The 22,015-nt window shown below is 75.1% G+C and carries 8 protein-coding genes and 7 pseudogenes; all 15 read left to right on the plus strand.

Annotation, left to right across the window (positions count from 1 at the left end; all coding sequences use genetic code 11):
- Positions 1 to 20 precede the first annotated feature (20 nt).
- A complete protein-coding gene (locus OV079_RS27635; protein WP_267771930.1) occupies positions 21 to 2,117 on the plus strand; it encodes a beta-ketoacyl synthase N-terminal-like domain-containing protein in 2,097 nt (698 codons plus the stop codon).
- Complete coding sequence (locus OV079_RS27640) at positions 2,072 to 2,359, plus strand: phosphopantetheine-binding protein (RefSeq protein WP_267778655.1); 288 nt, start codon at positions 2,072 to 2,074, stop codon at positions 2,357 to 2,359. Before OV079_RS27635 ends, OV079_RS27640 begins: the two co-directional genes overlap by 46 nt.
- Positions 2,356 to 4,020: pseudogene (locus OV079_RS27645) on the plus strand (beta-ketoacyl synthase N-terminal-like domain-containing protein); the annotation flags it as partial. The gene OV079_RS27640 and the pseudogene OV079_RS27645, both read left to right, overlap by 4 nt.
- 155 nt (positions 4,021 to 4,175) lie before the next feature.
- A complete protein-coding gene (locus OV079_RS27650; protein ID WP_267771931.1) occupies positions 4,176 to 7,787 on the plus strand; it encodes an SDR family NAD(P)-dependent oxidoreductase in 3,612 nt (1,203 codons plus the stop codon).
- On the plus strand, positions 7,784 to 8,617 hold the full coding sequence (locus tag OV079_RS27655) for a condensation domain-containing protein (protein WP_267771932.1): 834 nt from the start codon (positions 7,784 to 7,786) through the stop codon (positions 8,615 to 8,617). Before OV079_RS27650 ends, OV079_RS27655 begins: the two co-directional genes overlap by 4 nt.
- Positions 8,614 to 11,298, plus strand: a pseudogene (locus tag OV079_RS27660) (amino acid adenylation domain-containing protein); the annotation flags it as partial. The gene OV079_RS27655 and the pseudogene OV079_RS27660, both read left to right, overlap by 4 nt.
- 17 nt (positions 11,299 to 11,315) lie before the next feature.
- Complete coding sequence (locus OV079_RS58660; RefSeq protein ID WP_420829429.1) at positions 11,316 to 11,969, plus strand: phosphopantetheine-binding protein; 654 nt, start codon at positions 11,316 to 11,318, stop codon at positions 11,967 to 11,969.
- Between the two features lie 180 nt (positions 11,970 to 12,149).
- Positions 12,150 to 12,452, plus strand: a pseudogene (locus tag OV079_RS58665) (beta-ketoacyl synthase N-terminal-like domain-containing protein); the annotation flags it as partial.
- A 107-nt stretch (positions 12,453 to 12,559) separates the two neighbouring features.
- Complete coding sequence (locus tag OV079_RS27675) at positions 12,560 to 13,942, plus strand: beta-ketoacyl synthase N-terminal-like domain-containing protein (RefSeq protein WP_267771934.1); 1,383 nt, start codon at positions 12,560 to 12,562, stop codon at positions 13,940 to 13,942.
- Positions 13,879 to 15,825 carry an acyltransferase domain-containing protein gene (locus OV079_RS27680; RefSeq protein ID WP_420829543.1) on the plus strand — a complete coding sequence of 649 codons (1,947 nt, stop codon included), beginning with the start codon at positions 13,879 to 13,881 and terminating at the stop codon, positions 15,823 to 15,825. The genes OV079_RS27675 and OV079_RS27680 overlap by 64 nt, the downstream gene beginning before the upstream one ends.
- A pseudogene (locus OV079_RS58670) lies at positions 15,729 to 15,947 on the plus strand (polyketide synthase dehydratase domain-containing protein); the annotation flags it as partial. The gene OV079_RS27680 and the pseudogene OV079_RS58670, both read left to right, overlap by 97 nt.
- Positions 15,948 to 15,987: 40 nt before the next feature.
- A complete protein-coding gene (locus OV079_RS27685) occupies positions 15,988 to 17,949 on the plus strand; it encodes a beta-ketoacyl reductase (protein WP_267771936.1) in 1,962 nt (653 codons plus the stop codon).
- A 133-nt stretch (positions 17,950 to 18,082) separates the two neighbouring features.
- Positions 18,083 to 19,231 (plus strand): annotated as a pseudogene (locus OV079_RS58675) (beta-ketoacyl [acyl carrier protein] synthase domain-containing protein); the annotation flags it as partial.
- Between the two features lie 584 nt (positions 19,232 to 19,815).
- Positions 19,816 to 19,890, plus strand: a pseudogene (locus OV079_RS58680) (hypothetical protein); the annotation flags it as partial.
- Between the two features lie 199 nt (positions 19,891 to 20,089).
- Positions 20,090 to 21,409, plus strand: a pseudogene (locus tag OV079_RS58685) (acyltransferase domain-containing protein); the annotation flags it as partial.
- Between the last annotated feature and the right edge of the window lie 606 nt (positions 21,410 to 22,015).

Raw genomic sequence — 22,015 nt, forward strand, 5'->3', positions numbered from 1 at the left:
GCGCCTCGCCGGGGACCCTCATGGCCACGCCTCTCGAGCCCGTCGCCGTCGTCGGCATCGGCTGCCGCTTCCCCGGCGCCGCCGACCCCGCCGCTTTCTGGTCGCTGCTGCGCGCCGGTCGTCACGCGATCGTCGACGTCCCGCCCTCGCGCTGGGACGCCGCCGCGCTGTACGACGCCGACCCGCAGCGACCCGGGCGCACCCTGTGCAGGAGCGGCGGCTTCTTGCCGGCGGTCGACGGCGTCGACTGGCGGGCCCTGCGGCTGTCCCCGCGCGAGGCCAAGGCGATCGACCCGCAGCACCGATTGTTGCTCGAGGTCGCCTGGGAGGCGCTGGAGGACGCCGGTCTCCCGCTCGAGGCCGTCGCCGGCAGCCGCACCGGCGTGTTCGTCGGCGCGACCTGGAACGACTACGCGCGCATGCAGTCGCGCGACCGCGACCGCCTCGACGGCTACGCCGCCGCCGGCACGCCGATGGCGTTCGCGGCCAACCGGATCTCCTACACCTTCGACCTGCGCGGCCCGAGCGTCGCCCTCGACGCCACCTGCTCCGCCTCGCTGGTCGCGCTGCACCAGGCCTGCCAGAGCCTGTGGAGCGGCGACAGCACGCTCGCCCTGGCCGGCGGGGTCAACCTGATCCTCGCGCCCGACAGCGCCATCATCATGTCCAAGGCCGGCGTGCTGTCGGCCCAGGGCCGCTGCCGGGCGCTCGACGCCGCCGGCGACGGCTTCGTCCGCGGCGAGGGTGCCGGCCTCGTGGCGCTCAAGCTGCGCTCGCAGCTGACCGCCAGCGATCGCGTGTACGCCTACATCCGCGGGGTCGCGATCAACCACAACGGCCGCGGCCCGTGGATCATGGCCCCGCGCGCCGAGGCCCAGACGGCGGCGATCCGCGACGCCCTCGCCCGCGCCGCGGTCGACCCGGCCGACATCGACTACGTCGAGCTGCACGGCACCGGCTTTCCGCAGGGCGACGCCACCGAGACCGCGGCGCTCGGGGCGGTCCTCGGCGGCGCGGCGCGCTCGCGGCCGTGCGCCGTCGGCTCGGTCAAGACGAACCTCGGCAACCTCGAGCCGGCCGCGGGGATCGCCAGCGTCATCAAGGTGTGCCTCGCCCTGCACCACGGCGAGCTGCCGCCGACGCTGCACCTCGAGCGGGTCAACCCCACGATCGACCTCGCCGGCCTGGGCCTCGCCGCGCAGACCGAGCTGACGCCGTGGCCGCGGCGCGAGCGGCTGGCCGCCGTGACCACGACGTCCTTCAGCGGCGTCAACGCCCACGCGGTCCTCGCGGGGGTCGATCCAAGCGCGGACCTGCCGGCGTCGCGCGGCCCCTGGGCGCTGCCGCTGTCGGCCCGCGACCCGCGGGCGCTGCGGGCTCATGTCCAAGCGATGATCGACGTCCTCCGCGGCCTCGATCGCGCCGACCTCCCCACGCTGCGCGACGTCTGCTTCACCGCCGCGGTCCTGCGCAGCCACCACGCGCATCGCGTCGCGGTGGTCGGCGACTCGGCCCCGATGCTCGCCGACGCCCTGGCGCGCTGGCTCGCCGACGCGAGCGCCGCTCCCACCGACGCCGGTGATTCGCGTCCCGCGTCCGCCGGCTCTGGTGATTGGCGCCCGGATCGCGGGAGCTCCGGCGATCCTCGCCCCACGTCCGGCGATCCGCGCTCGGACCTCGTCGGCGCGAGCAGCGACGATTCGCGGCCGAACGCCGCGAGCGATCCGCAGCTCGCCGAGCTGCACCGCCTGGCCGCCGCCTACGTCGCCGGCCAGGCGATCGACTGGCGCGCGGTCGTCCCGGCCGGCCGCTGCGTCTCGCTGCCGACCTACCCGTGGCAGCGCGAGCGCATGTGGCTCGAGTGGCTCGCCGAGCCGCCGCTCCTGGACGATAAATCGAAATTTCCGCCAGAATTGATTCAGCCGCTTCCGCGCCAGCCCCTTCCGTCAACGACGCCGGCACGCTGCTCGCCGCCCTGCGCGATGTCCCGCCCGGGTTGCGGCGCGCTCGCCTGCAGCGCCACGTCGAGCAGGCCCTGCGCGCCGCGCTCGAGCTGCCCGACGACCTCGCCATCGCTCCGCACGCGCGCCTGTTCGACCTCGGCGTCAGCTCGCTGACCGCGCTCGCCCTGCGGACCCGCTTCCAGCGCGAGCTCGCCTGCGAGCTCTCGCCCACCTTGCTGTTCGATCACCCGAGCCTCGACGGCCTCGCCGAGCGCCTGCTCGCCGCCGCCTTCCCGACGGGCGTCGCCGACACCCCGGTCGACGCCCGCGCCCGCGAGGTCGCCGCGCTCACCGAGGTCGAGGCCGAGGCCGAGCTGGCCCGCCGCCTCGAGCACCTCCGGAGGTACTTGCCATGACCACCCCCGAGCTGTCCCCGCTCAAGCAGGCCCTCCTCGCGCTCGAGCGCCTGCAGGCCCGCGTCGACGAGCTGGAGCGCGGCCGCGGCGAGCCTGTCGCCATCGTCGGCGTCGGCTGCCGCTTGCCCGGCGGCATCGACGACCCCGACGCCCTGTGGCAGCTCCTGCGCGCCGGCGGCACCACCCGCGTCGAGGTCCCGGCCGAGCGCTGGGACATCGCCGCCCACCACGACCCCGACCCGACCGCCCCGGGCAAGGTCGCCAGCCGCTACGGCCATTTCTTGCGCGACGTCGCCGGCTTCGACGCCGCCTTCTTCGGCGTCTCGCCGCGCGAGGCGGAGCGCATCGACCCGCAGCACCGCCTGCTCGCCGAGGTCGCCTGGGAGGCGCTCGAGGACGCCGGCCTCGCCACCGCGGCGCTGGCCGGCACGCGCACCGGCGTGTTCGCCGGCATCATGAGCAGCGAGTACGGCAAGCTGCTGGCCGACGGCGACCCGGCCGCGATCGACACCTACTGGCTGACCGGCAACGAGATGTCGTTCGCGCCGGGCCGGATCGCCTACCTGCTCGGCCTCCAGGGCCCGTGCCTGGCGATCGACACCGCCTGCTCCTCCTCGCTGGTCGCGGTGCATCAGGCCTGCCGCAGCCTGCGGGCCGGCGAGTGCGACCTGGCCCTGGCCGGCGGCGTCAGCCTGGTGATCACGCCCGAGCTGACGATCGCCCTGTCGAAGTCGCGGGTGATGGCGGCCGACGGCCTGTGCAAGACCTTCGACGCCGGCGCCGACGGCCTCGGCCGCGGCGAGGGGGCGGCGATGATCGTGCTGCGCCGCCTCGCCGACGCCGAGCGCGACGGCGACCGAATCGTCGCGGTCATCCGTGGCTCGGCGATCAACCACGACGGCGCCAGCGGCGGCCTCACCGTCCCGAGCGGCGCGGCCCAGGAGGCCCTGATCCGCGCCGCCCTCGTCGACGCCGGCGTCGAGCCGCGCCAGGTCGGCTACCACGAGGCCCACGGCACCGGCACCGAGCTCGGCGATCTCATCGAGACGCGGGCGATCGCCGCCGCCCTCGGCCCCGGCCGCGACACCGCCGCCCCGCTGCGGCTCGGCGCGCTCAAGGCCAACATCGGCCACCTCGACGCCGCCGCCGGCATCGCCGGCCTCGTCAAGGCCGCGCTGGTGCTGGCGCGGCGCGAGTTCCCGCCGCACCCGACGCTGCAGAGCCGCAACGCACATGTCCCGTGGGACAGCCACGCGATGAGCGTGCCGACGTCGCCCACCGCGTGGCCCGACGAGGGCCGGCCGCGGATCGCCAGCGTCAGCGCGTTCGGCCTCAGCGGCATCAACGCCCACGTCGTCCTCGCCGAGCCGCCCGCGCCGAGCACCGGCCGAGCCGAGGTGCCTGCGTCCGTCGCCGACACAGCCGCATCCGTCGCCGGCCGAGCCGAGTCGCCCGCCGCCCTTGCGAGCGACTCGCGGGCCCAGTTGCTCGTCGTCTCGGCCCGCAGCCCCGAGGCGCTGAAGGCCCAGGCGCGCGCCTTCGCCGACCTGCTGCAGGCCGACGCCGCCCCGCCGCTGGCAGCAGTCGCGGCCGCCGCGGCCCGTCGCCGCGATCATCACGAGCACCGCCTCGCGGTCGTCGGCGCCGCGCACCACGACCTCGCCGCCCGCCTGCGCGGCTTCGCCGACGACCCCGCCCACGCCGACTGCCAGGCCGCCCGCGCCCGCCCGCGCGCCCGCTCGCGGATCGTGTTCGTGTTCCCCGGCCAGGGCTCGCAGTGGCTCGGCATGGGCCGCCGCTGCTCGCCGAGGAGCCGGTGTTCCGCGCCGCCCTGGCCGAGGTCGACGTCGCGGTGCGCCGCTTCACCGGCTGGTCGGCGTCGCAGGTGCTCGCCGGCGATCCCGACGCCCCGCAACTCTCTTCGATCGACGTCGTCCAGCCGACCCTGTTCGCGGTGTCGGTCGCCCTCGCGGCCGTGTGGCGTTCGTGGGGCGTCGAGCCCGACGTGGTCGTCGGTCACAGCATGGGCGAGGTCGCGGCCGCCTGCGTCGCCGGGGCGCTCACGCTCGACGACGCGGCCCAGGTGATCTGCGAGCGCAGCCGCCTCATGCGCCGCCTCGGCGGCCAGGGAGCCATGGCCGCGGTCGAGCTCGCGGCCGCCGACGTGGCGATCGCCCTCGCTCGCCACGGCGGTCGCGTCACCATCGCCGCGCTCAACGGCCCGCGCTCGACCGTGATCGCCGGCGACCCGGCCGCGATCGACGTCCTGCTCGCCGAGTGGCAGGCGCGCGAGGTGTTCTGCCGCCGCGTCAAGGTCGACGTCGCCTCGCACAGCCCGATGGTCGACCCGCTGCGCGACGACCTCCTGCGCGCCCTCGCCGACATCCGCCCGCGCGCCGGCGCGGTGCCCCTGCACTCGACCGTCACCGGCGAGCGGATCCACGGCGCCGAGCTCGACCCCGCCTATTGGTGGAAGAACCTGCGCGACCCGGTCCGCTTCGCCCCGGTGATCGAGCGCCTCCTCGGCGACGGCCACGACGTCCTGCTCGAGGTCAGCCCGCACCCGGTCGTGCTGCCGTTCCTCTCGGCGATGGCCGCCGAGGCCCACGCGCGCGAGCCCGGCGACGGCCCTGCCCTGGCGCTGGCGAGCCTGCGCCGCGAGCAGGACGAGCGCCCCGCGCTGCTGGCCGGCCTGGCGACCCTGCACGTCCACGGCCACCCGCTCGCGTGGGCCCGCCTGTGGCCGGGCAAGGCCCCGCACGCGGCCCTGCCGCGCTACCCGTGGCAGCGCCAGCGCCACTGGCTGCCGACCCCGCGCAAACGCCCGCGCGCCGACGCGGCCCGCCGCGAGCACCCGCTGCTCGGCTCCCGCTTCGCCGCCTCGGTCGCCACGCCGACGCAGTTCTGGCAGACCGACCTGGCCGCCGACGACCCGTCCTGGCTGGCCGACCACAAGGTCCAGGGCGCGACGGTGCTGCCGGGCGCCGCGACCCTCGAGATGGCGCTGACCGCCGCCGAGCTGTCCCTCGGGACAGGCCCATGGCAGCTCACCGACGTCGGATTCTCGACCGCGCTGGTGCTCGCCGAAGACCCGCGCCAGGTCCAGGTCGCCGTCACGACGGAAGCCGAAGCCGCCACCATCCAGCTCGCCAGTCGCACCGCCGACGCCGCCTGGACGATCCACGCCACCGCCCGCGCGGCCCGCTGCGACGCGACCTCGCCCATCCTCCGCGACCTCGCGGAGATCCGCGCCCGCTGCCGCGAGTCCCTGACCGGCGACACTTTTTATAAAACCCTGGCGCGTCAGGGCCTCGAGTACGGCCCGGCCTTCCGCGGCGTCCAGTCCATCGTCCACGGCCCCGGCGAAGCGCTGGCCGAGCTGCGCTTGCCGTCCGCGCTCGCAGCCACCGCCGAGCGCCACCGGATCCACCCGGCCCTCCTCGACGCCGGCCTTCACACGATCCTCGCCGCCCTGCCCGACGGCCTGCGCGCGACCGGCCCGGCCCTGCCGATCGCCGCCGAGCGCGTCCGCCTGCACGCCCGCCCTGGCGCCACCCTGACGAGCCACGTCCGCCTGCGCCCGGGGGCAGGCGAGTTTGCGACCGCCGACATCGAGCTGCTGGACGAGCGCGGCGCAGTGATCGCCGAAATCATCGGCCTCCGCGTCCAGCGCCTCGAAGCCAAAGTTCAACCGGCCGCCTTCGCAGTCGCCTGGGAACCGACCTCACCGACCGAGCCCGGCGACGACACCGCCGCCAGCTGGATCGTCGTCGGCGACCCCGACGACCTCGCCCTGCTGACCGCCGCGCTCGTACACAAAAACCAGCGCGTCACCGCCGTCGCCCTCGATCGTCTTCATCAAGACCTCGCCCCCGCCCTCGCCGGCGATCCGCCGCGCGGCGTGGTCTGCATGATCCCGCAGCGCGCCGGCGACCTCGGCGAGCGCGGCTGGCTCGGCGCTGTTGCCACCATTCAAACCCTCGTCGGTCGCGACGCGGCGCCACGGCTGTGGCTCGTCACCCGCCAGGCCCACGATATCGGCGGCGAATCTTTTGCGAACGATCCGTCGGCAGCGATGGCCTGGGGCCTCGGGCGCACCGTCGCCTACGAGCACCCCGAGCTCCGCTGCACCCGCGTCGACGTCCTCGCCGATCCCTCGGCCTTCACCGAGCTCGCCGCGGAGTTGCTCGCCGGGCGCGACGACGACGAGGTCGCCCTTCGCCGCGACGTTCGCCGCGTCGCCCGCATCGTCTCGCGCCCGCTGCCCCCGCCCTCCTCCTTCCCGGTCCGCGGCGACGCCACCTACTTGCTCACCGGCGGCCTCGGCGGCCTCGGCCTCGAGGCCGCGCGCTGGCTGGTGCAGGCGGGCGCGCGTCACCTCGTGCTCGTCGGCCGCAGCGGTGTCACCAGCGACGCTCAGGTCGCGGCGATCGCCGCGCTCGCCGAGGCTGGCGCGCAGGTCGTCGTCGAGCGGGCCGACATCGCCGAGCCTGCCGAGCTCGCGCGCGTGCTCGAATCGATGCACCTGCACCTTCCGCTCCTCGCCGGCATCGTCCACGCCGCCGGCGTCCTCCACGACGGCCTCGTCGTCGACCAGGACCGCGAGCATCTGCGCAGCGTGTTTTTGCCGAAGGTCCGCGGCGCCTGGAACCTCCACCAGGCCACGCGCGACCTCCCGCTCGATTTCTTCGTCCTCTACTCCTCCGCCTCCTCGCTGTTCGGCTCGCCGGGCCAGGCCAACTACGCCGCCGCCAACGCCTTCGTCGACGCCCTCGCGGTCCAGCGCCGCGCGGCCGGCCTGCCGGCGCTGGCGATCCACTGGGGCGCCTTCGCCGACGTCGGCCTCGCCGCAGCGCGAGCCGACCGCGGCGCCCGCCTGGCCGAGCGCGGCATGGCCTCGCTCGATCCGGCCAGCAGCGGACCCCTGCTCGGTCGCCTGCTCGCCGCCGGCGAGCTGCAGCTCGGCGTCGCCGCCTTCGACCCCGCGCGCTGGCTCGAGTACCACCCGCAGATCGCCCGCAGCGGCCTGTTCGCGCGCCTGCGCGAGCAGATCGCCGAGACCGAGCCCAACCCCGATCTGCAGGCCGCGCTGACGACCGCCACGCCGCCCGAGCGCGCGCGCCTGTGCGAGCAGTTCCTGCGCGACCAGGTCGCCCAGGTGCTGCGCCTGTCCCCGACCCAGATCGATCACGACGCCCCGCTGAAGCACCACGGGGTCGACTCGCTGATGGCGATCGAGCTGAAGAACCGGGTCCACGCGCGGCTCGGCGTGCGGCTGCCGGTGGTGTCGTTCCTGCAGGGGACGACGCTGCGCCAGCTCGGCCGCGAGCTCGGCGAGCGATGGACCGAAGAGCGCCTCGTCGAGGCGATGCGCGACCGCGGCGACACCGACGAAGCCGCCGACGAATGGGAAGTGACCCGCTTATGAACGTGACACAGCTCCTCAACGAACTGGCGCAGCAGAACATCCGCATCGCGGCCGACGGCGACGACCTCACCGTGCGGGCGCCTCGCGGCGCGCTGACCCCGTGGCTGCGCGAGCAGCTGCAGCTGCACAAGCCCGCGATCCTGGCCCTCCTGCGCCGCGACGTCCGGGCCGACGCCCAGCCCGCCGTCCCCCGCGTCACCCCCGACCTCGCCGCGCGTCATCAGCCGTTCCCGCTGACCGACATCCAGCAGGCCTACTGGGTCGGCCGCATGTCGGAGTTCGACCAGGGCGACGTCTCGATCCACTTCTACGTCGAGGTCGACGGCAAGAGCCTCGACCTGCCGCGCCTCGAGGCCGCGTGGAACCGCATGGTCCGGCGCCACGACATGCTGCACTCGGTCGTCGCCGCCGACGGCCGCCAGCGGATCCTCGAAGAAGTCCCCGACTATCGCTTCATCGTCGCCGACCTGCGCGAGGCCGCCGACGTCGACGCCGCCCTGGCCGCCGTCCGCGACGAGCTCTCGCACCAGGTGCTGCCGAACGACCGCTGGCCGGCCTTCGAGATCCGCGCCTCCCTGCTGCCCGGGGGCGTCACGCGCCTGCACCTCAGCGTCGACCTCGTCAACATGGACGGCGGCAGCCTCATGCTGCTGCTCGACGAGTGGACCCGGACCTACTTCGACGCGAGCACGTCGCTCGAGCCGCTCGAGTTCAGCTACCGCGACTACGTGCTCGCCGAGCTCGAGATGCGCAATTCGCCGGCCTACCAGCAGTCGCTCGCCTACTGGAAGCAGCGCGTCCCGCAGTGCCGCCCGCGCCCGAGCTGGTGACCGCCGGCGGCCCGCGCGGCCGCACCCGCTTCGTCCACAAGACCGCCAAGGTCGAGCGCGCCGCGTGGGAGCGGCTCAAGGCCGCCGCGACCGCCCGCGACCTCACCGTCTCGTCGGTGCTCGCGGCCGCCTACGCCGAGGTCCTGGCCGCGTGGGGCAAGGGCCCCGACTTCACCCTCAACGTCACCCTGTTCAACCGCCTGCCGGTCCACCCGCAGGTCGACGCGATCCTCGGCGACTTCACCTCGATGATCCTGCTCGGCGTCGAGGGCTCGGCCCACGCCGACTTCGAGGCGCGCGCGCGGGCCATCCAGCAGCAGCTGTGGCACGACCTCGAGCACCACGAGGTCAGCGGCATCGAGGTCCTGCGCGAGCTGGCGCGGGTCCGCCAGCAGTACGCCGGCGCGATCATGCCGATCGTCTTCACCAACATGCTGAACCTCGGCGCCAAGGGCTTCGCCCCGCTGTACACCGCGCTCGAGCGGCTCGGCAGCGTCGAGTTCATCCTCACCCAGACCCCGCAGGTGTGGCTCGACTACCAGGTCCACGAGGACGCCGAGGGCCTGCGCCTGACCTGGGACGCGGTCGAGGGCCTGTTCCCGCCCGGCATGGTCGACGACATGCTGGCCGCCCACTGCCGCCTGCTGCGCCGCCTCGCCGACGACGAGCAGGCCTGGCGCGGCCCGCTGCTGCTGACGCCACCTGACCAATTGGCCAGCCACGACGCCGCCAACCAGACCGAGGCGGCGATCCCCGACGTCCTGCTGCACCGCCTGTTCGAGGCCCAGGTCCCGCGCCGCCCCGACCACCCCGCCGTGATCGCCGGCGGCCGCACCCTCACCTACGCCGAGCTGCACCGCCGCGCCTGCCAGGTCGGCAACCGCCTGCGCGCGCTCGGGGCCGTGCCCGACGCATTGGTGGCGATCGTGATGGAGAAGGGCTGGGAGCAGGTCGTCGCCGCGCTCGGCATCCACATGGCCGGCGCGGCCTACGTCCCGATCGACCCCGCCGTCCCGCCGGCGCGCCTGCACTGGCTGCTCGCGCACGCCGAAGTGAAGTTGGTCCTGACGCAGTCGCACCTCGACGCCGGGCTCTCCTGGCCCGCGGACGTGCAGCGCCTGCGCGTCGACGGCGACGACTTCGCCCGCGAGGACGACGCCCCGCTGCCCCCCGCGCAGCGCCCCGGCGACCTCGCCTACGTGCTCTACACCTCCGGCTCGACCGGTCAGCCCAAGGGCGTGATGATCGAGCAGCGCAGCGTCGTGAACCGCATGCTCGACGTGAACCGGCGCGCCGGCGTCGGCCCCGACGACCGCTGCCTCGCGCTCACCGCCCTGCACCACGACCTCTCGGTGTGGGACATCTTCGGCGTCCTCGCGGCCGGCGCCACGATCGTCATGCCCGACGCCGCCGCGACGCGCGACCCGGCCCACTGGACCGCGCTGATGCGGCGCGAGCGGGTCAGCCTGTGGAACTCGGTGCCCGCCTTCCTCGAGATGCTCGTCGAGCACCTCGAACACAGCCCCGGCGACGTCCCCGAGGCCCTGCGGTGGGTCATCCTCGCCGGCGACTGGATCCCCGTCGGCCTGCCCGACCGCCTGCGCGCCCACCTCCCGCGCGTCGCCATGGTCGCCTCCGGCGGCCCGACCGAGACCACGATCTGGGACATCTGGTACCCGATCGGCGCCGTCGACCCGGCCTGGCGCAGCATCCCCTACGGCAAGCCGCTGACCAATAGCCGCTACCACGTCCTCGACCCCGGCCTGCGCCCGTGCCCGACCTGGGTCCCGGGCGAGCTCTGGATCGGCGGCGCCGGCCTGGCCCGCGGCTACTGGCGCGACGAGGCCCGCACCGCCGCCGCCTTCGTCACGCACCCCGTCACCGGCGAGCGCCTCTATCGCAGCGGCGACCTCGGGCGGTGGTTGCCCGACGGCAACATCGAGTTCCTCGGCCGCGCCGACAACCAGGTCAAGGTCGGCGGCGTGCGCATCGAGCTCGAGGAGATCGAGGCCGAGCTCGGGCGTCACCCGCAGGTCCGCGCCTGCGCCGTGATCGCCAGGGGCGAGCCGGGCGGCGCGCGTCACCTCGTCGCCTTCGTCGTGCCCGACGAGACCGACGCCCGGCCCGAAGCCGACGCCGCCCCGCGCCCGCACGGCGCCGACCCGTCGCTCGACGACCCTGCCGCCAAGCTCGAGTTCAAGCTGCGCCACCACGAGCTGCGCAGCGACCTCGCCGGCCGCCCCGCGGTCGCCCTGCCCGAATCGGACAGCGACCCGCTGTCCGCCCTCGTCGCCGCCCGCCGCAGCCACCGCGCATTCCGCTCCGACCCGGTCCCGCTGGCCGCCCTCGCCGGCCTGCTCGCCGGCCTGCGCGCCCACCGTGACGGCGACCTGACCCGCCGCGGCTACCCCTCGGCCGGCAGCCTCTACCCTGTCCAGGTGTACATGTTCGTAAAGCCAGGTCGTGTCGACGGCCTGGACGGCGGCGCCTATCACTACGACCCGGTCGAGCACCGCCTCGTGCGCCTCGGCGACGACCTCCCCGGCGCCGGCGTCCACGCCCCCGTCAACCGCCCCGCCTTCACCGCCGCCGCCTTCTCGCTGCTCCTCGTCGGCCAGCGGCGGGCCATCGAGCCGCTCTACGGCGCCCAGGCCCGCGACTTCTGCCTGCTCGAGGCCGGCTACGCCAGCCAGCTCTCATGCTGGCCGCCGCCCAGCACGGCCTCGGCCTGTGCCCCATCGGCGGCCTCGACGACGCCGCCCTCCGCGGCCCGCTCGGCCTCGACGACGGCCACGTCGTCCTCCACAGCCACGTCGGCGGCCTGCCCGACGTCCAAACCACCGCCGCCCCCACCGGCCCGCTCGGCCCCACCGGCCTGCGCGCCTGGCTGCGCACGCGCCTGCCCGAGGCCCTGGTCCCTGCCACCTACGTCCTCGTCGACGCCCTGCCGCGCACCGCCAACGGCAAGCTCGACCGCAAGGCCCTCGCCGCCCGCAGCGTCGCCGACGCCCATGCCCCCGCGCCGGCCGCCAGCGGCCTCGAGGAGCGGATCGCCGCCATCGTCGCCGACGTCCTGAAGGTCGATCGCCTCGAGCGCGATCAGAACTTCTTCGAACTCGGCGCCACCTCGGTCCACCTGGTGCGGATCGCCGGCCGCCTGCGCACCGAGCTCGGCTGCCAGGTCACCGTCACGACCCTGTTCCGCGCCGCCACGGTGCGCGTCCTGGCCGGCCAGCTCGAGCTCGGCGCCGCCGAGGAGGCCGCGACCCAGATCCAGCAACAGGCCCAGACCCGCGTCGAGGCCCGCCTGGCCGCGCGAGGCCGCCGCGGCCGCGGAGGCAGCGATGCCTGACGCGATCGCTAGTCGACGCGAATCACAGCAGCCCCGCGTCACCACGCACGCGGAGCCAGCGCCGTCGATGGCGACCCGCCCAGCGTCGCGCCACTGCGTGACCGATCCGGCAAGACCTTCGCCACGACCACGGAGCCAGCGATGACTGACATCCCCGAGCACGCGATCGCCATCGTCGGCATGGCCGGTCGCTTCCCCGGCGCGCCCGACCTCGACACCTTCTGGCGCAACCTGCGGGACGGCGTCGAGTCGGTCGCGCGCCTCGGCGACGACGACCTGCGGGCGGCCGGCGTCGACCCGGCGCTGGCGGCCCGGCCCGAGTACGTGCGCGCGCGACCTGTCCTCGGGGACATCGAGTCGTTCGACGCCGGCTTCTTCGGCGTCAGCGCCTGCGAGGCCGAGCTGATGGACCCGCAGCAGCGATTGTTCCTCGAGTGCGCCTGGGAGGCGCTCGAGGACGCCGGCTGCGACCCCTCGCGCTTCGCCGGGTCGATCGGCGTCTACGCCGGCTCGACCATGAGCACCTATTACGCCGAGAACCTGCGCGGTGCCCCGGCGGCGCAGGGCTGGCCCGGTGGTTCCAGGCCTTCATGGGCAACGACAAGGACTACCTCGCCACGCGCCTGGCCTACCTGCTCGACCTGCGCGGCCCGTGCGTCGCCGTCCAGACCGCCTGCTCGACCTCGCTGGTGGCCGTGCACCTGGCGAGCACCGCCCTGCTCGACCGCGAGTGCGACCTGGCCCTCGCCGGCGGCGTCACCATCCGCCTGCCGCACCGGGCCGGCTACCTCTACGAACCCGGGGCCCTGTTCGCGCCCGACGGCCGCTGCCGGGCCTTCGACGCCGACGCCCGCGGCACGATCTTCGGCAACGGCTGCGGCGTGGTGGTCCTGCGCCGCCTCGAGGACGCGCTGGCCGCCGGCGACCCGATCCACGCCGTCGTGCGCGGCTCGGCCGTCGGCAACGACGGCGCCCACAAGGTCGGCTTCACCGCCCCGAGCCAGGCCGGCCAGGCGCGGGTGATCGGCGAGGCCCTCGGGATCGCCGGCGTCGACCCGGCCTCCATTCAATACATCGAGGCCCACGGCACCGGCACCCCCCTCGGCGACCCGATCGAGTTCGCCGCCCTGTCGACCGTGTTCCGCGACGTCAAACCGCCGCGCCGGATCGCCGTCGGCTCGGTCAAGCCCAACATCGGCCACCTCGAGTCCGCCGCCGGCGTCGCCAGTTTAATAAAGACCGTCCTGGCGCTGCGTCACCGCCAGCTCCCGCCGAGCCTCTTTTTCAACAAGCTCAACCCCGAGATCGACCTCACTGGCAGCGCCCTGCACGTCAACGCCGCGCTGGCCGCCTGGCCCGAAGGCCAGGAGCCGCGCCGCGCCGGCGTCAGCTCGTTCGGCATCGGCGGCACCAACGCTCACGTGGTCGTTGAAGAGGCCCCGGCGACGGCGAAGATCCCCGAGCGTTCGCCCCGCGCCGAATCACAGCACCGGGCCGGCCCCACCAACCTCGGCGGGGCGCTCTCTCACGACCCTCAATCGCAGCACCGCCACGAATCATCGCCCCTCGCCTCGACCGGCTCCGCGAGCTCCCCCGGCCCCGATTCGCAGCACCGCCACCAATCATCGCCCCTCGCCTCGACCGGCCCCGCGACCTCCCGCGACGCCGATCCGCAGCACCGCGCCGAATCATCGCCCCTCGCCTCGACCGGCCCCGCGACCTCCCCGGCGCCGATTCGCAGCACCGCCACGAATCATCGCCCCTCCCCTCGACCGGCCCCGCGACCTCTCGCGGCCCTGATTCGCAGCACCGCCACGAATCATCGCCGCTCTCGACCGGCTCCGCGGCTCCGTCCGCCCCGGCAACCGACGCTCTCCTGCTCCCGCTCTCCGCCCGCGACCCGCAGGCCCTGCGCGCCCTCGTCGGCGCCTGGCGCTCTCGCCTGGCCGAGCCCGACGCCGACCTCGACCTGACAGACCTGGCCCATGGGGCAGGCGTTCGCCGGGCCCATCACCCATGGCGCCTCGCCGCGGTCGGCCGCGACTGCGCCGAGCTCGACGCCGAGCTCGCGCGCCTCGAGGCCGGCCTCGACGACAGCGGCCGCCGCGACCCGGGCGCACGCCCGCGGGTCGTGTTCGTGTTCCCCGGCCAGGGCTCGCAGTGGGCCGGCATGAGTCGGCAGCTGCTCGCCCGCGAGCCGGCCTTCCGCGCCGCCCTGCAGGCCGTCGACGCCGCGGTCCAGCGCCACGCCGGCTTCTCGCCGATCGCCGCCCTCCAGTCCGAAGAGGCCGCCTGGCTCGGCCGCATCGATCATCTGCAGCCGGTCCTGTTCGCCGTCCAGGTCGCGCTCGCGGCCCAGTGGCGCGCCTGGGGCGTCGTCCCCGACGCCGTCGTCGGCCACAGCATGGGCGAGATCGCCGCGGCCCACGTCGCCGGCGTCCTCGACCTCGACGACGCCGCGCGGATCGTCTGCGTGCGCAGCCGACTGATGCGCCCGCTCGGCGGACGCGGCGCCATGGCCGTCGTCGAGCTGTCGCAGGCCGCCGCGCGCGAGCGCCTGCGCGGCCGCGAGGACCGCGTCTCGATCGCCGTCAGCAACAGCCCGCGCAGCACCGTGCTCTCGGGCGACCCCGACGCTCTCGAGCAGCTCCTCGGCGAGCTCGCCGGCGACGGCGTGTTCTGCCGCAAGGTCAAGGTCGACGTCGCCTCGCACAGCCCGCAGGTCGACCCGCTGCGCGCCCCGCTGCTCACCGCCCTGCACGGCCTCGCGCCCAGGCCCGCGCGCGTGCCGATGACCTCCACCGTCGACCTCGGCGACGTCGCCGGCCGCGAGCTCGGCCCCGAGTACTGGGTCCGCAACCTCCGCGAGCCGGTCCAGTTCGCCGCCGCGATCGATCGCCTGCTCGTCGGCGGCGACGCCGTGTTCGTCGAGATCGCCCCGCACCCTGTCCTCTTGCCGTTCGTCGAGTCGATGATCCAGGAGCGCGGCCGACCCGACCTCGCGGTCGTCAGCGGCCGCCGCGACCAGGACGAGCGCGCCGTCCTCCTCGCCGCCCTGGGCGCCCTCTACACCCGCGGCTTCCCCGTCGAGTGGTCCAAGCTGCACGCGCGACGCGGCCGCCCGCTCCCGCTGCCGCGCTACCCGTGGCAGCGCACGCGCCACTGGATCGCCCCGACCCGCGCCGCCGCGATCGGCAAGGTCCACGGCGCCCACCCGCTGCTCGGCGGCGCCCTGCGCTCCTCGCTCGACCGCACCTGGTTCTGGGAGCGCAGCCTCGATCTCGCCGCCGCCCCCTACCTCGCCGACCACCGCCTCGGTGACCTCGTCCTCGTCCCCGGCGCCGAGTTCATCGCCATGGCCCTCGCCGCCGCCGAAGTCGTCGGCGCCGGCGCCTACGCCCTCGTCGACCTCGCCCTCCACAGCCCCGCGGTCGTCCCCGACGACGGCAACCTCCAGCTGCAAACCGTCCTGCGCGCCGACCCCGACGGCTTCACCGTCCAGATCGCCAGCCCCGCCGGCGACGACGCCTGGCAGGTCCACGTCACCGCCACCCTCCGCCCCGACGCCTCCGTACTGATCGGACATGTCCCTTCGGCCAGCATCCGCGAAGCAGCGACCGGCCCGATCGGACATGACCCTTCGGACATCCTTCCGGATCCGAGACCAGCCCGCTCGCACATGACCCTTCGGCCAGCCTCGCGGCCCTGCAGGCCCGCCCCTCGCTCGCCGGCCCCGACTATTACAACAATCTCGCGGCGATCGGCCTCGCCTACGGCCCCGCGTTTCAGGCCGTCAGCCGCGTGTGGGCCGGCGACCGCGAGGCGCTCGGCGAGCTGCACCTCCCCGACGGCGTGACCGGCGACGCCCCGCTGCACCCCGTCCTGCTCGACGCCGCCTTCCAGGTCCTGCTCGCGGCCTGCGGCCCCGTCGATCCGGCCGCCGGCGCGCGCGTCCTCGCCGGCATCGAGCGGCTCGTCCTCCACGCCCGCCCCGGCCGCGTCGCCCACAGCCACGTGCGTGCGCCAGGCCGGCGCCGACTGCCTCCTCGCCGACCTCGACCTGTGCGACCTGCAGGGCAGCCTCGTGCTCACCGCTGTCGGCCTGCAGCTGCGCCGCATCGACTTCGCCGCCGTGCGAGCCCGCCACGCCCCGCGTCCTGCGATCCCCTACATGGCCCCGCAGTGGCAGCCCGGCCCCCTCCCCGCCCCCGCCGCACGACCCGGCCGCTGGCTGCTCCTCGCCGATCCGGGCCCGCTCGTCGACGCCGTCATCGCCGGCCTGCGCGCCCGCGATCAGGCCTGCGAGCAGCTCCCGCTCCACCTCGCCGCCGACCCCGAAACCCTCGTCCAGGCCCTTGAGTCCCGCCGCGAAGGCCTCCCGCTGCGCGGCCTCGTCCACCTCGGCGCTCTCGGCCCCGATAGCGTCGCCCCGCTCGACCCGGCCGCCCTCGACGCCGCCCAGCGCCGCGGCTACGGCCTCGGCCTCCACGCCGTCCAGGCCCTCGCCCGCCTCGCCTGGCGCGATCCGCCGCGCCTGTGGTTCGTCACCCAGCACCTCGCCGCCCTCCCCGACGCGGCAGCGATCGACCCCACCCACGCCCCGCTGTGGGGCCTCGGTCGCACCGTCCCCTTCGAGCACCCCGAGCTGCGGTGCAAGCGGGTCGACATCGACGACGACCTCGCCACCGTCGACGCCCTCGTCGCCGAGCTGTGCGCCGACGATCCCGACGAGGAGGTCGCCCTGCGCGGCGCCCGTCGCCACCTCGCGCGCGTCACTCCGCTCGAGCTTCCGCCCGCCGAAGCTCCGCCGATCCGCGGCGACGCCACCTACTTGATCACCGGCGGCCTCGGCGGCCTCGGCCTGCTCGCCGCCGGCTGGCTCGTCGATCGCGGCGCACGCCACCTCGCCCTCCTCGGCCGCAGCGCCCCCGGCCCCGCCCAGGCCGAAGCCGTCGCCGCCCTCACCCGCCGCGGCGCCCGCGTCGAGCTCGTCCACGTCGACGTCGCCGACCTCGACGCCCTCGCCGCCGCGCTCCACCGCCTCGACCTCGCCATGCCTCCGCTGCGCGGCATCCTCCACGCCGCGGGCGCCCTCGACGACGGCCTCATCGCCGGCCAGAGCCTCGAGCGCCTGCGCCCCGTCCTCGCCCCCAAGCTGTACGGCGCCTGCAACCTCCACCGCCTCACCCAGGCCCGCCCGCTCGACTTCTTCGTCCTCTACTCCTCCGTCAGCGCCGTCCTCGGCGCCCCCGGCCTCGCCAACTACGTCGCCGCCAACGCCGCCCTCGACGCCCTCGCCCACCATCGCCGCCGCCTCGGCCTGCCGGCCACCAGCATCGACTGGGGCCTGTTCTCCGGCGTCGGCATGGGCCTCGTCGCCGACGCCGGCGCCCGCCTGTCCTCGCGCGGCGTCGGCGACCTCCGCCCCGAGGACGGCGCCGCCATCCTCTTCGAGGCGATCGCCAGCGCCCGCCCGCAGCTCGGCGTGGCCCTCCTCGACTCGCAGCAGTGGCTCGAGTTTTATCCGCAGCGAGCCGCCTCGACCGTGCTCGCTCCGCTGCTGCGCCGCGGCCCGCGGACCCGCCCCGCCGCCCCTGCGACCGCGGCCCTGCGCGCCGCCCTGCACGACGGCGACCTCGCCAGCCGCCGCGCCGCGCTCGATCGCTTCATCACCGCGCAGGTCGCCGAGATCGTGCGCATCGACCCCGCGCGGGTCGACCGCGACCTGCCGTTCCGCCAGCTCGGCTTCGACTCCTTGCTCGGCCTCGAGCTGCGCAACCGCCTCGAGGCCGGCCTCGGTCTCACCCTCTCGGCCACCCTGATCTGGACCTGGCCGACCGTCCAGGACCTCGCCCGCCACCTCGGCGAACGCCTCGGCTGGGACGTCCCGCCGCCCGCACCCGCCCCCGCCCCCGCCCTCGACCTCGACACCCTCTCCGACCAGGAGCTGCTCGAGCTCGGCGAGCAACTCCTCACATGACCCTGGGGACATCCATACCGAAACAGCGCCACGACATCGACCTGTCCTCGAGGACACCTTCGCCGACTCTGATCGTCGCGGAGAACCTGTCCCGCGAATCACTCGCCGCCCTCGCCCCTCGCCCCGGACCGCCATGAGCGACCCATCGACCCCTGACTTCGGACCCTTTGAAAAGATCGCTCGAGAAGGTCGCCGAGCTGCGCGCTGCGCTGGCTGCTCGCGAGCAGGACGCGCGCGAGCCGCTGGCGATCGTCGGGATCGGCTGCCGCTTTCCGGCGGCGCCGACACCCCCGAAGCATTCTGGCGCGTCCTGCAGGGCGGCGTCGACGTCGTGCGCGAGCTGCCCGACGCCCGCTGGCCCTTCGACCCTGCGCTGCAGTCCGCCGCGGCCACCCGCTGGGGCGGCTTCCTCGACCACGTCGACCGCTTCGACGCCGGCTTCTTCGGCATCTCTCCGCGCGAGGCCGCCGTCCTCGACCCGCAGCAGCGCCTCTTGCTCGAGGTCGCCTGGGAGGCCCTCGAGGACGCCGGCCAGCCTCAGCCCGCGCTGAGCGGCAGCCGCACCGGCGTGTTCGTCGGCCTCACCACCCTCGACTACCAGCAGCGCATCCTCGGCGGCGAACCGACCGACCTCGACGTCTACTCGCTCACCGGCAACAGCCAGTGCTTCGCCGCCGGCCGGCTCTCCTATTTGCTCGGCCTCCAGGGCCCGTGCCTCGCCGTCGACACCGCCTGCTCCTCCTCCTCACCGCCGTCCACCTCGCCGGCGACAGCTTGCGCGATCGGCAGTGCGACCTCGCCATCGCCGGCGGCGTCAATTGATCCTCTCTCCGTCGCCACCCACATGCTCGCGCAGGCCCAGGCCCTCTCGCCGAGCGGTCGCTGCCGCACCTTCGACGCCGCCGCCGACGGCTTCGTCCGCGGCGAGGGCTGCGGCGTCGTCGTCCTCAAGCGCCTCGGCGACGCTCGCCGCGACGGCGACCGGATCTGGGCCCTCGTGCGCGGCAGCGCCATCAACCAGGACGGCCGCTCCACCGGCCTCACCGCGCCCAACGTCCTCTCCCAGCAGGCCCTCCTGCGCGACGCCCTCGCGCGCGCCGGCCTCGCCCCCGAGCAGGTCGGCTACATCGAGACCCACGGCACCGGCACCCTGCTCGGCGACCCGATCGAGATCGAAGCCCTCAAGGCCGTCTACGGCCGCCCGCGCGACGACGGCTCGCAGTGTCGCCTCGGCGCCCTCAAGACCTGCACCGGCCACCTCGAAGCCGCCGCCGGCATCGCCGGATTAATTCAAGCGGTCCTCGCCCTGCAGCACCGGCAGATCCCCGGCAACCTCAACTTCGACACCCTCAACCCGCGGATGTCCCTTGAAAACACGCCGCTGGTCGTCGCCGCTGGCGTGACCGCCTGGGAGCCCGGCCCGCCCCGCGGGTCGCCGGGATCTCCGCCTTCGGCTTCAGCGGCAGCAACGCCCACGTCCTCATCGAAGAATTCTCCGACCCATCAGCGCCGAGCGACTCGCCGTCCTCACCGAGCCCTCTCGCTGCGACCTCGACCACGCCGCATTCATCACACTTCGCCAGCCCCCAGGCGCCGTCCGCCGCCCGGCCGCTCGCCACCCACGATTCCACGCCCGCGTCGAGCGCCCTCACTGCAACCTCGATCGCGTCGCATTCATCACCCTTCGCCGGTCCCCACTCGCCGCCCGCCGCCCATCCCCTCGCCACCCACGATTCCGCGCCCGCGCCCAGCGCCCTCGCTTCGCCGGGATCCCGGCATGCGCAGCCAAGCATCTCCGCCGACCCGCCCCTCCTCCTCCCGCTCTCGGCCCGCGCTCCGGCGGCCCTGCGTCAGCTCGCCGAGCGCCTGCGGGCCCGGCTCGATCGCCTCACCGATCGCCCTGAGCTGCGTGACCTCGTCCACACCGCCGCCCGGCGGCGCACCCATCATTCGCACCGCCTCACCGTCGCCGGCCGCGACCTTGACGACTTGCGCGACGGCCTCGACGCCTGGCTCGCCGGTCGCGACCACCGCGCAGTCGCCGACGGCCACCTGCGTCCCGGCGGTCGCCCCCGCATCGCCTTCGTCTTCCCCGGCATGGGCACGCGCTGCGCCGGCGTCGGTCGCCAGCTTCCTCGCCGACGAGCCCGTGTTCGCCCGCGCCTTCGCCGACGCCGCCGACGCCGTGCGGCGCCACGGCGACATCGACGTGCGGGCCGCCCTCGCCGACGACGACCTCCTGACCCGCGTCGACGTGTTTCAGCCGACCCTCTTCGCCGTCGAGGTCGCCCTCGCCGCCTTGTGGCAATCGTGGGGCGTCCGGCCCGACGCCGTCGTCGGCCACAGCCTCGGGGAGATCGCCGCTGCCCACGTCGCCGGCGCCCTCCGCCTCGACGACGCCGCCCGGATCGTCTGCGCCCGCAGCCGCCTGCTCACCGACCCGCGCGCTCGCGGGGCCATGGCCGTCGTCGACCTCGCCCCCGAGCAACTCCTCCCGCGCCTCGGCGAATTCGCCGGCCGCCTCGTCGTCGCCGCCCACAACGCTCCCGCCGCCACCGTCGTCTCCGGTCCGGCCGCCGACCTCGACGACCTCCTCGCCCGCCTCGCCGCCGACGGCCTCGACGCCCGCCGCCTCAAGGTCGACATCGCCTTTCACAGCCCGCACATGGACCCCCTGTGCGCCCCGCTCGCGCACGCGCTCCGCGACCTCGAGCCGACCCGCGGCGCCGTCCCCCTACTCCACGGTCAGCGGTTGCCCCTCGATCCATCGCGCCTCACCGCCGCGCATTGGGTCAACAACCTCCGCGCCCCCGTGCGCTTCGCCGACGCCGTCGCCCGCCTGCTCGCCGACGGCATCACCCTCTTCCTCGAGGTCGGCCCGCGACCGAGCCTGCTCGGCTTCCTCGACCTCGCCCTGCGCGCCGCCGGCCCCGAGCGCCTCGCCCTCGCCAGCCTGCGCAGCGGCCTCGACGAGCCCACGGCCATGCGCGCTGCGCTCGGCGCCTTGCACACTCGCGGCTATCCCGTCGATTGGCAGCAGCACGCCCCCGCCGGCCGCTGCGTCGCCCTGCCCACTTACCCGTGGCAGCGCGAGCGTCACTGGATCGACTACGCCCCGCGCCGCCCCGCCCCGGCCCCCGCCGCACCCCCGGCTCTCGGCGAGCACCTCGACCTCGCCGACCCGCCCGGCGGCCACCTGTGGCGCGGCGAGATCGATCCGCGGCGCACCCCCTATTTGCGGGACCATCGCGTCCACGACCAGCCCGTCGCCTCCGGCGCGGTCCTCCTCGACCTCGTCGCCGCCGCCGCCGCCGTTGCCCTCGACCTCGGCCCCGCTGCCGCCGCGCCGCTGCACCTGAGCGACCTCCGCCACTGCTCCCCGCTGCTCCTCGCCGACGACGCCGCCCGCGCCCTCCAGACCACGCTCGTGCCCGCCGGCGACGGCCGCTGGCGCATCACGATCGCCAGCCGCCCCCACGACTCGCGCGCCCCGTGGACCCGCCACCTCTCGGCCACCATCGAATCACCGGCCGCCACGAATCGCTCCCAATCACAGCACATCGGCGACACAATCTCTGCCGCAGACGTCGCCCCCGAATCATCGCACCTCGCCGGTGACCGTCCGGACCTCGCGGTCCCCTCGCGCTCCCCCGACCTCGCTCTCGCCGAATCATCGCACCTCGCCGGTGACCGTCCGGGCCTCGCGGACCCCTCGCGCTCCCCCGACCTCGCTCTCGCCGAATCATCGCACCTCCCCAGCGCCTCCACGAACCTCGTGGGCCGCGAATCTTCGCACCTCCCCAGCGCCTCCACGAACCTCGTGGGCCGCGAATCTTCGCACCTCGCCAGCGACCCGGACCTCGCGGGCCTCTCGCGCTCCCCCGACCTCGCTGCCGCCGAATCACCCCACCGCCCCGACGACCCCTCGGTCCCCGCGGGCGAATTCACCGGCTCCCCCGCGCTCGCCGCCGTGCGCGAGGCCTGCCGCGAGCCTGTCGACCTCCCCGCCCTCTACGCCCGCCCGAGGCCGGCGGCAGCAGCTTCGGCCCTGCCTTTCGCGGCGTCG

It is taken from the genome of Nannocystis pusilla (genome assembly GCF_026626665.1).
Taxonomy (GTDB): Bacteria; Myxococcota_A; Polyangia; order Nannocystales; family Nannocystaceae; genus Nannocystis; species Nannocystis pusilla.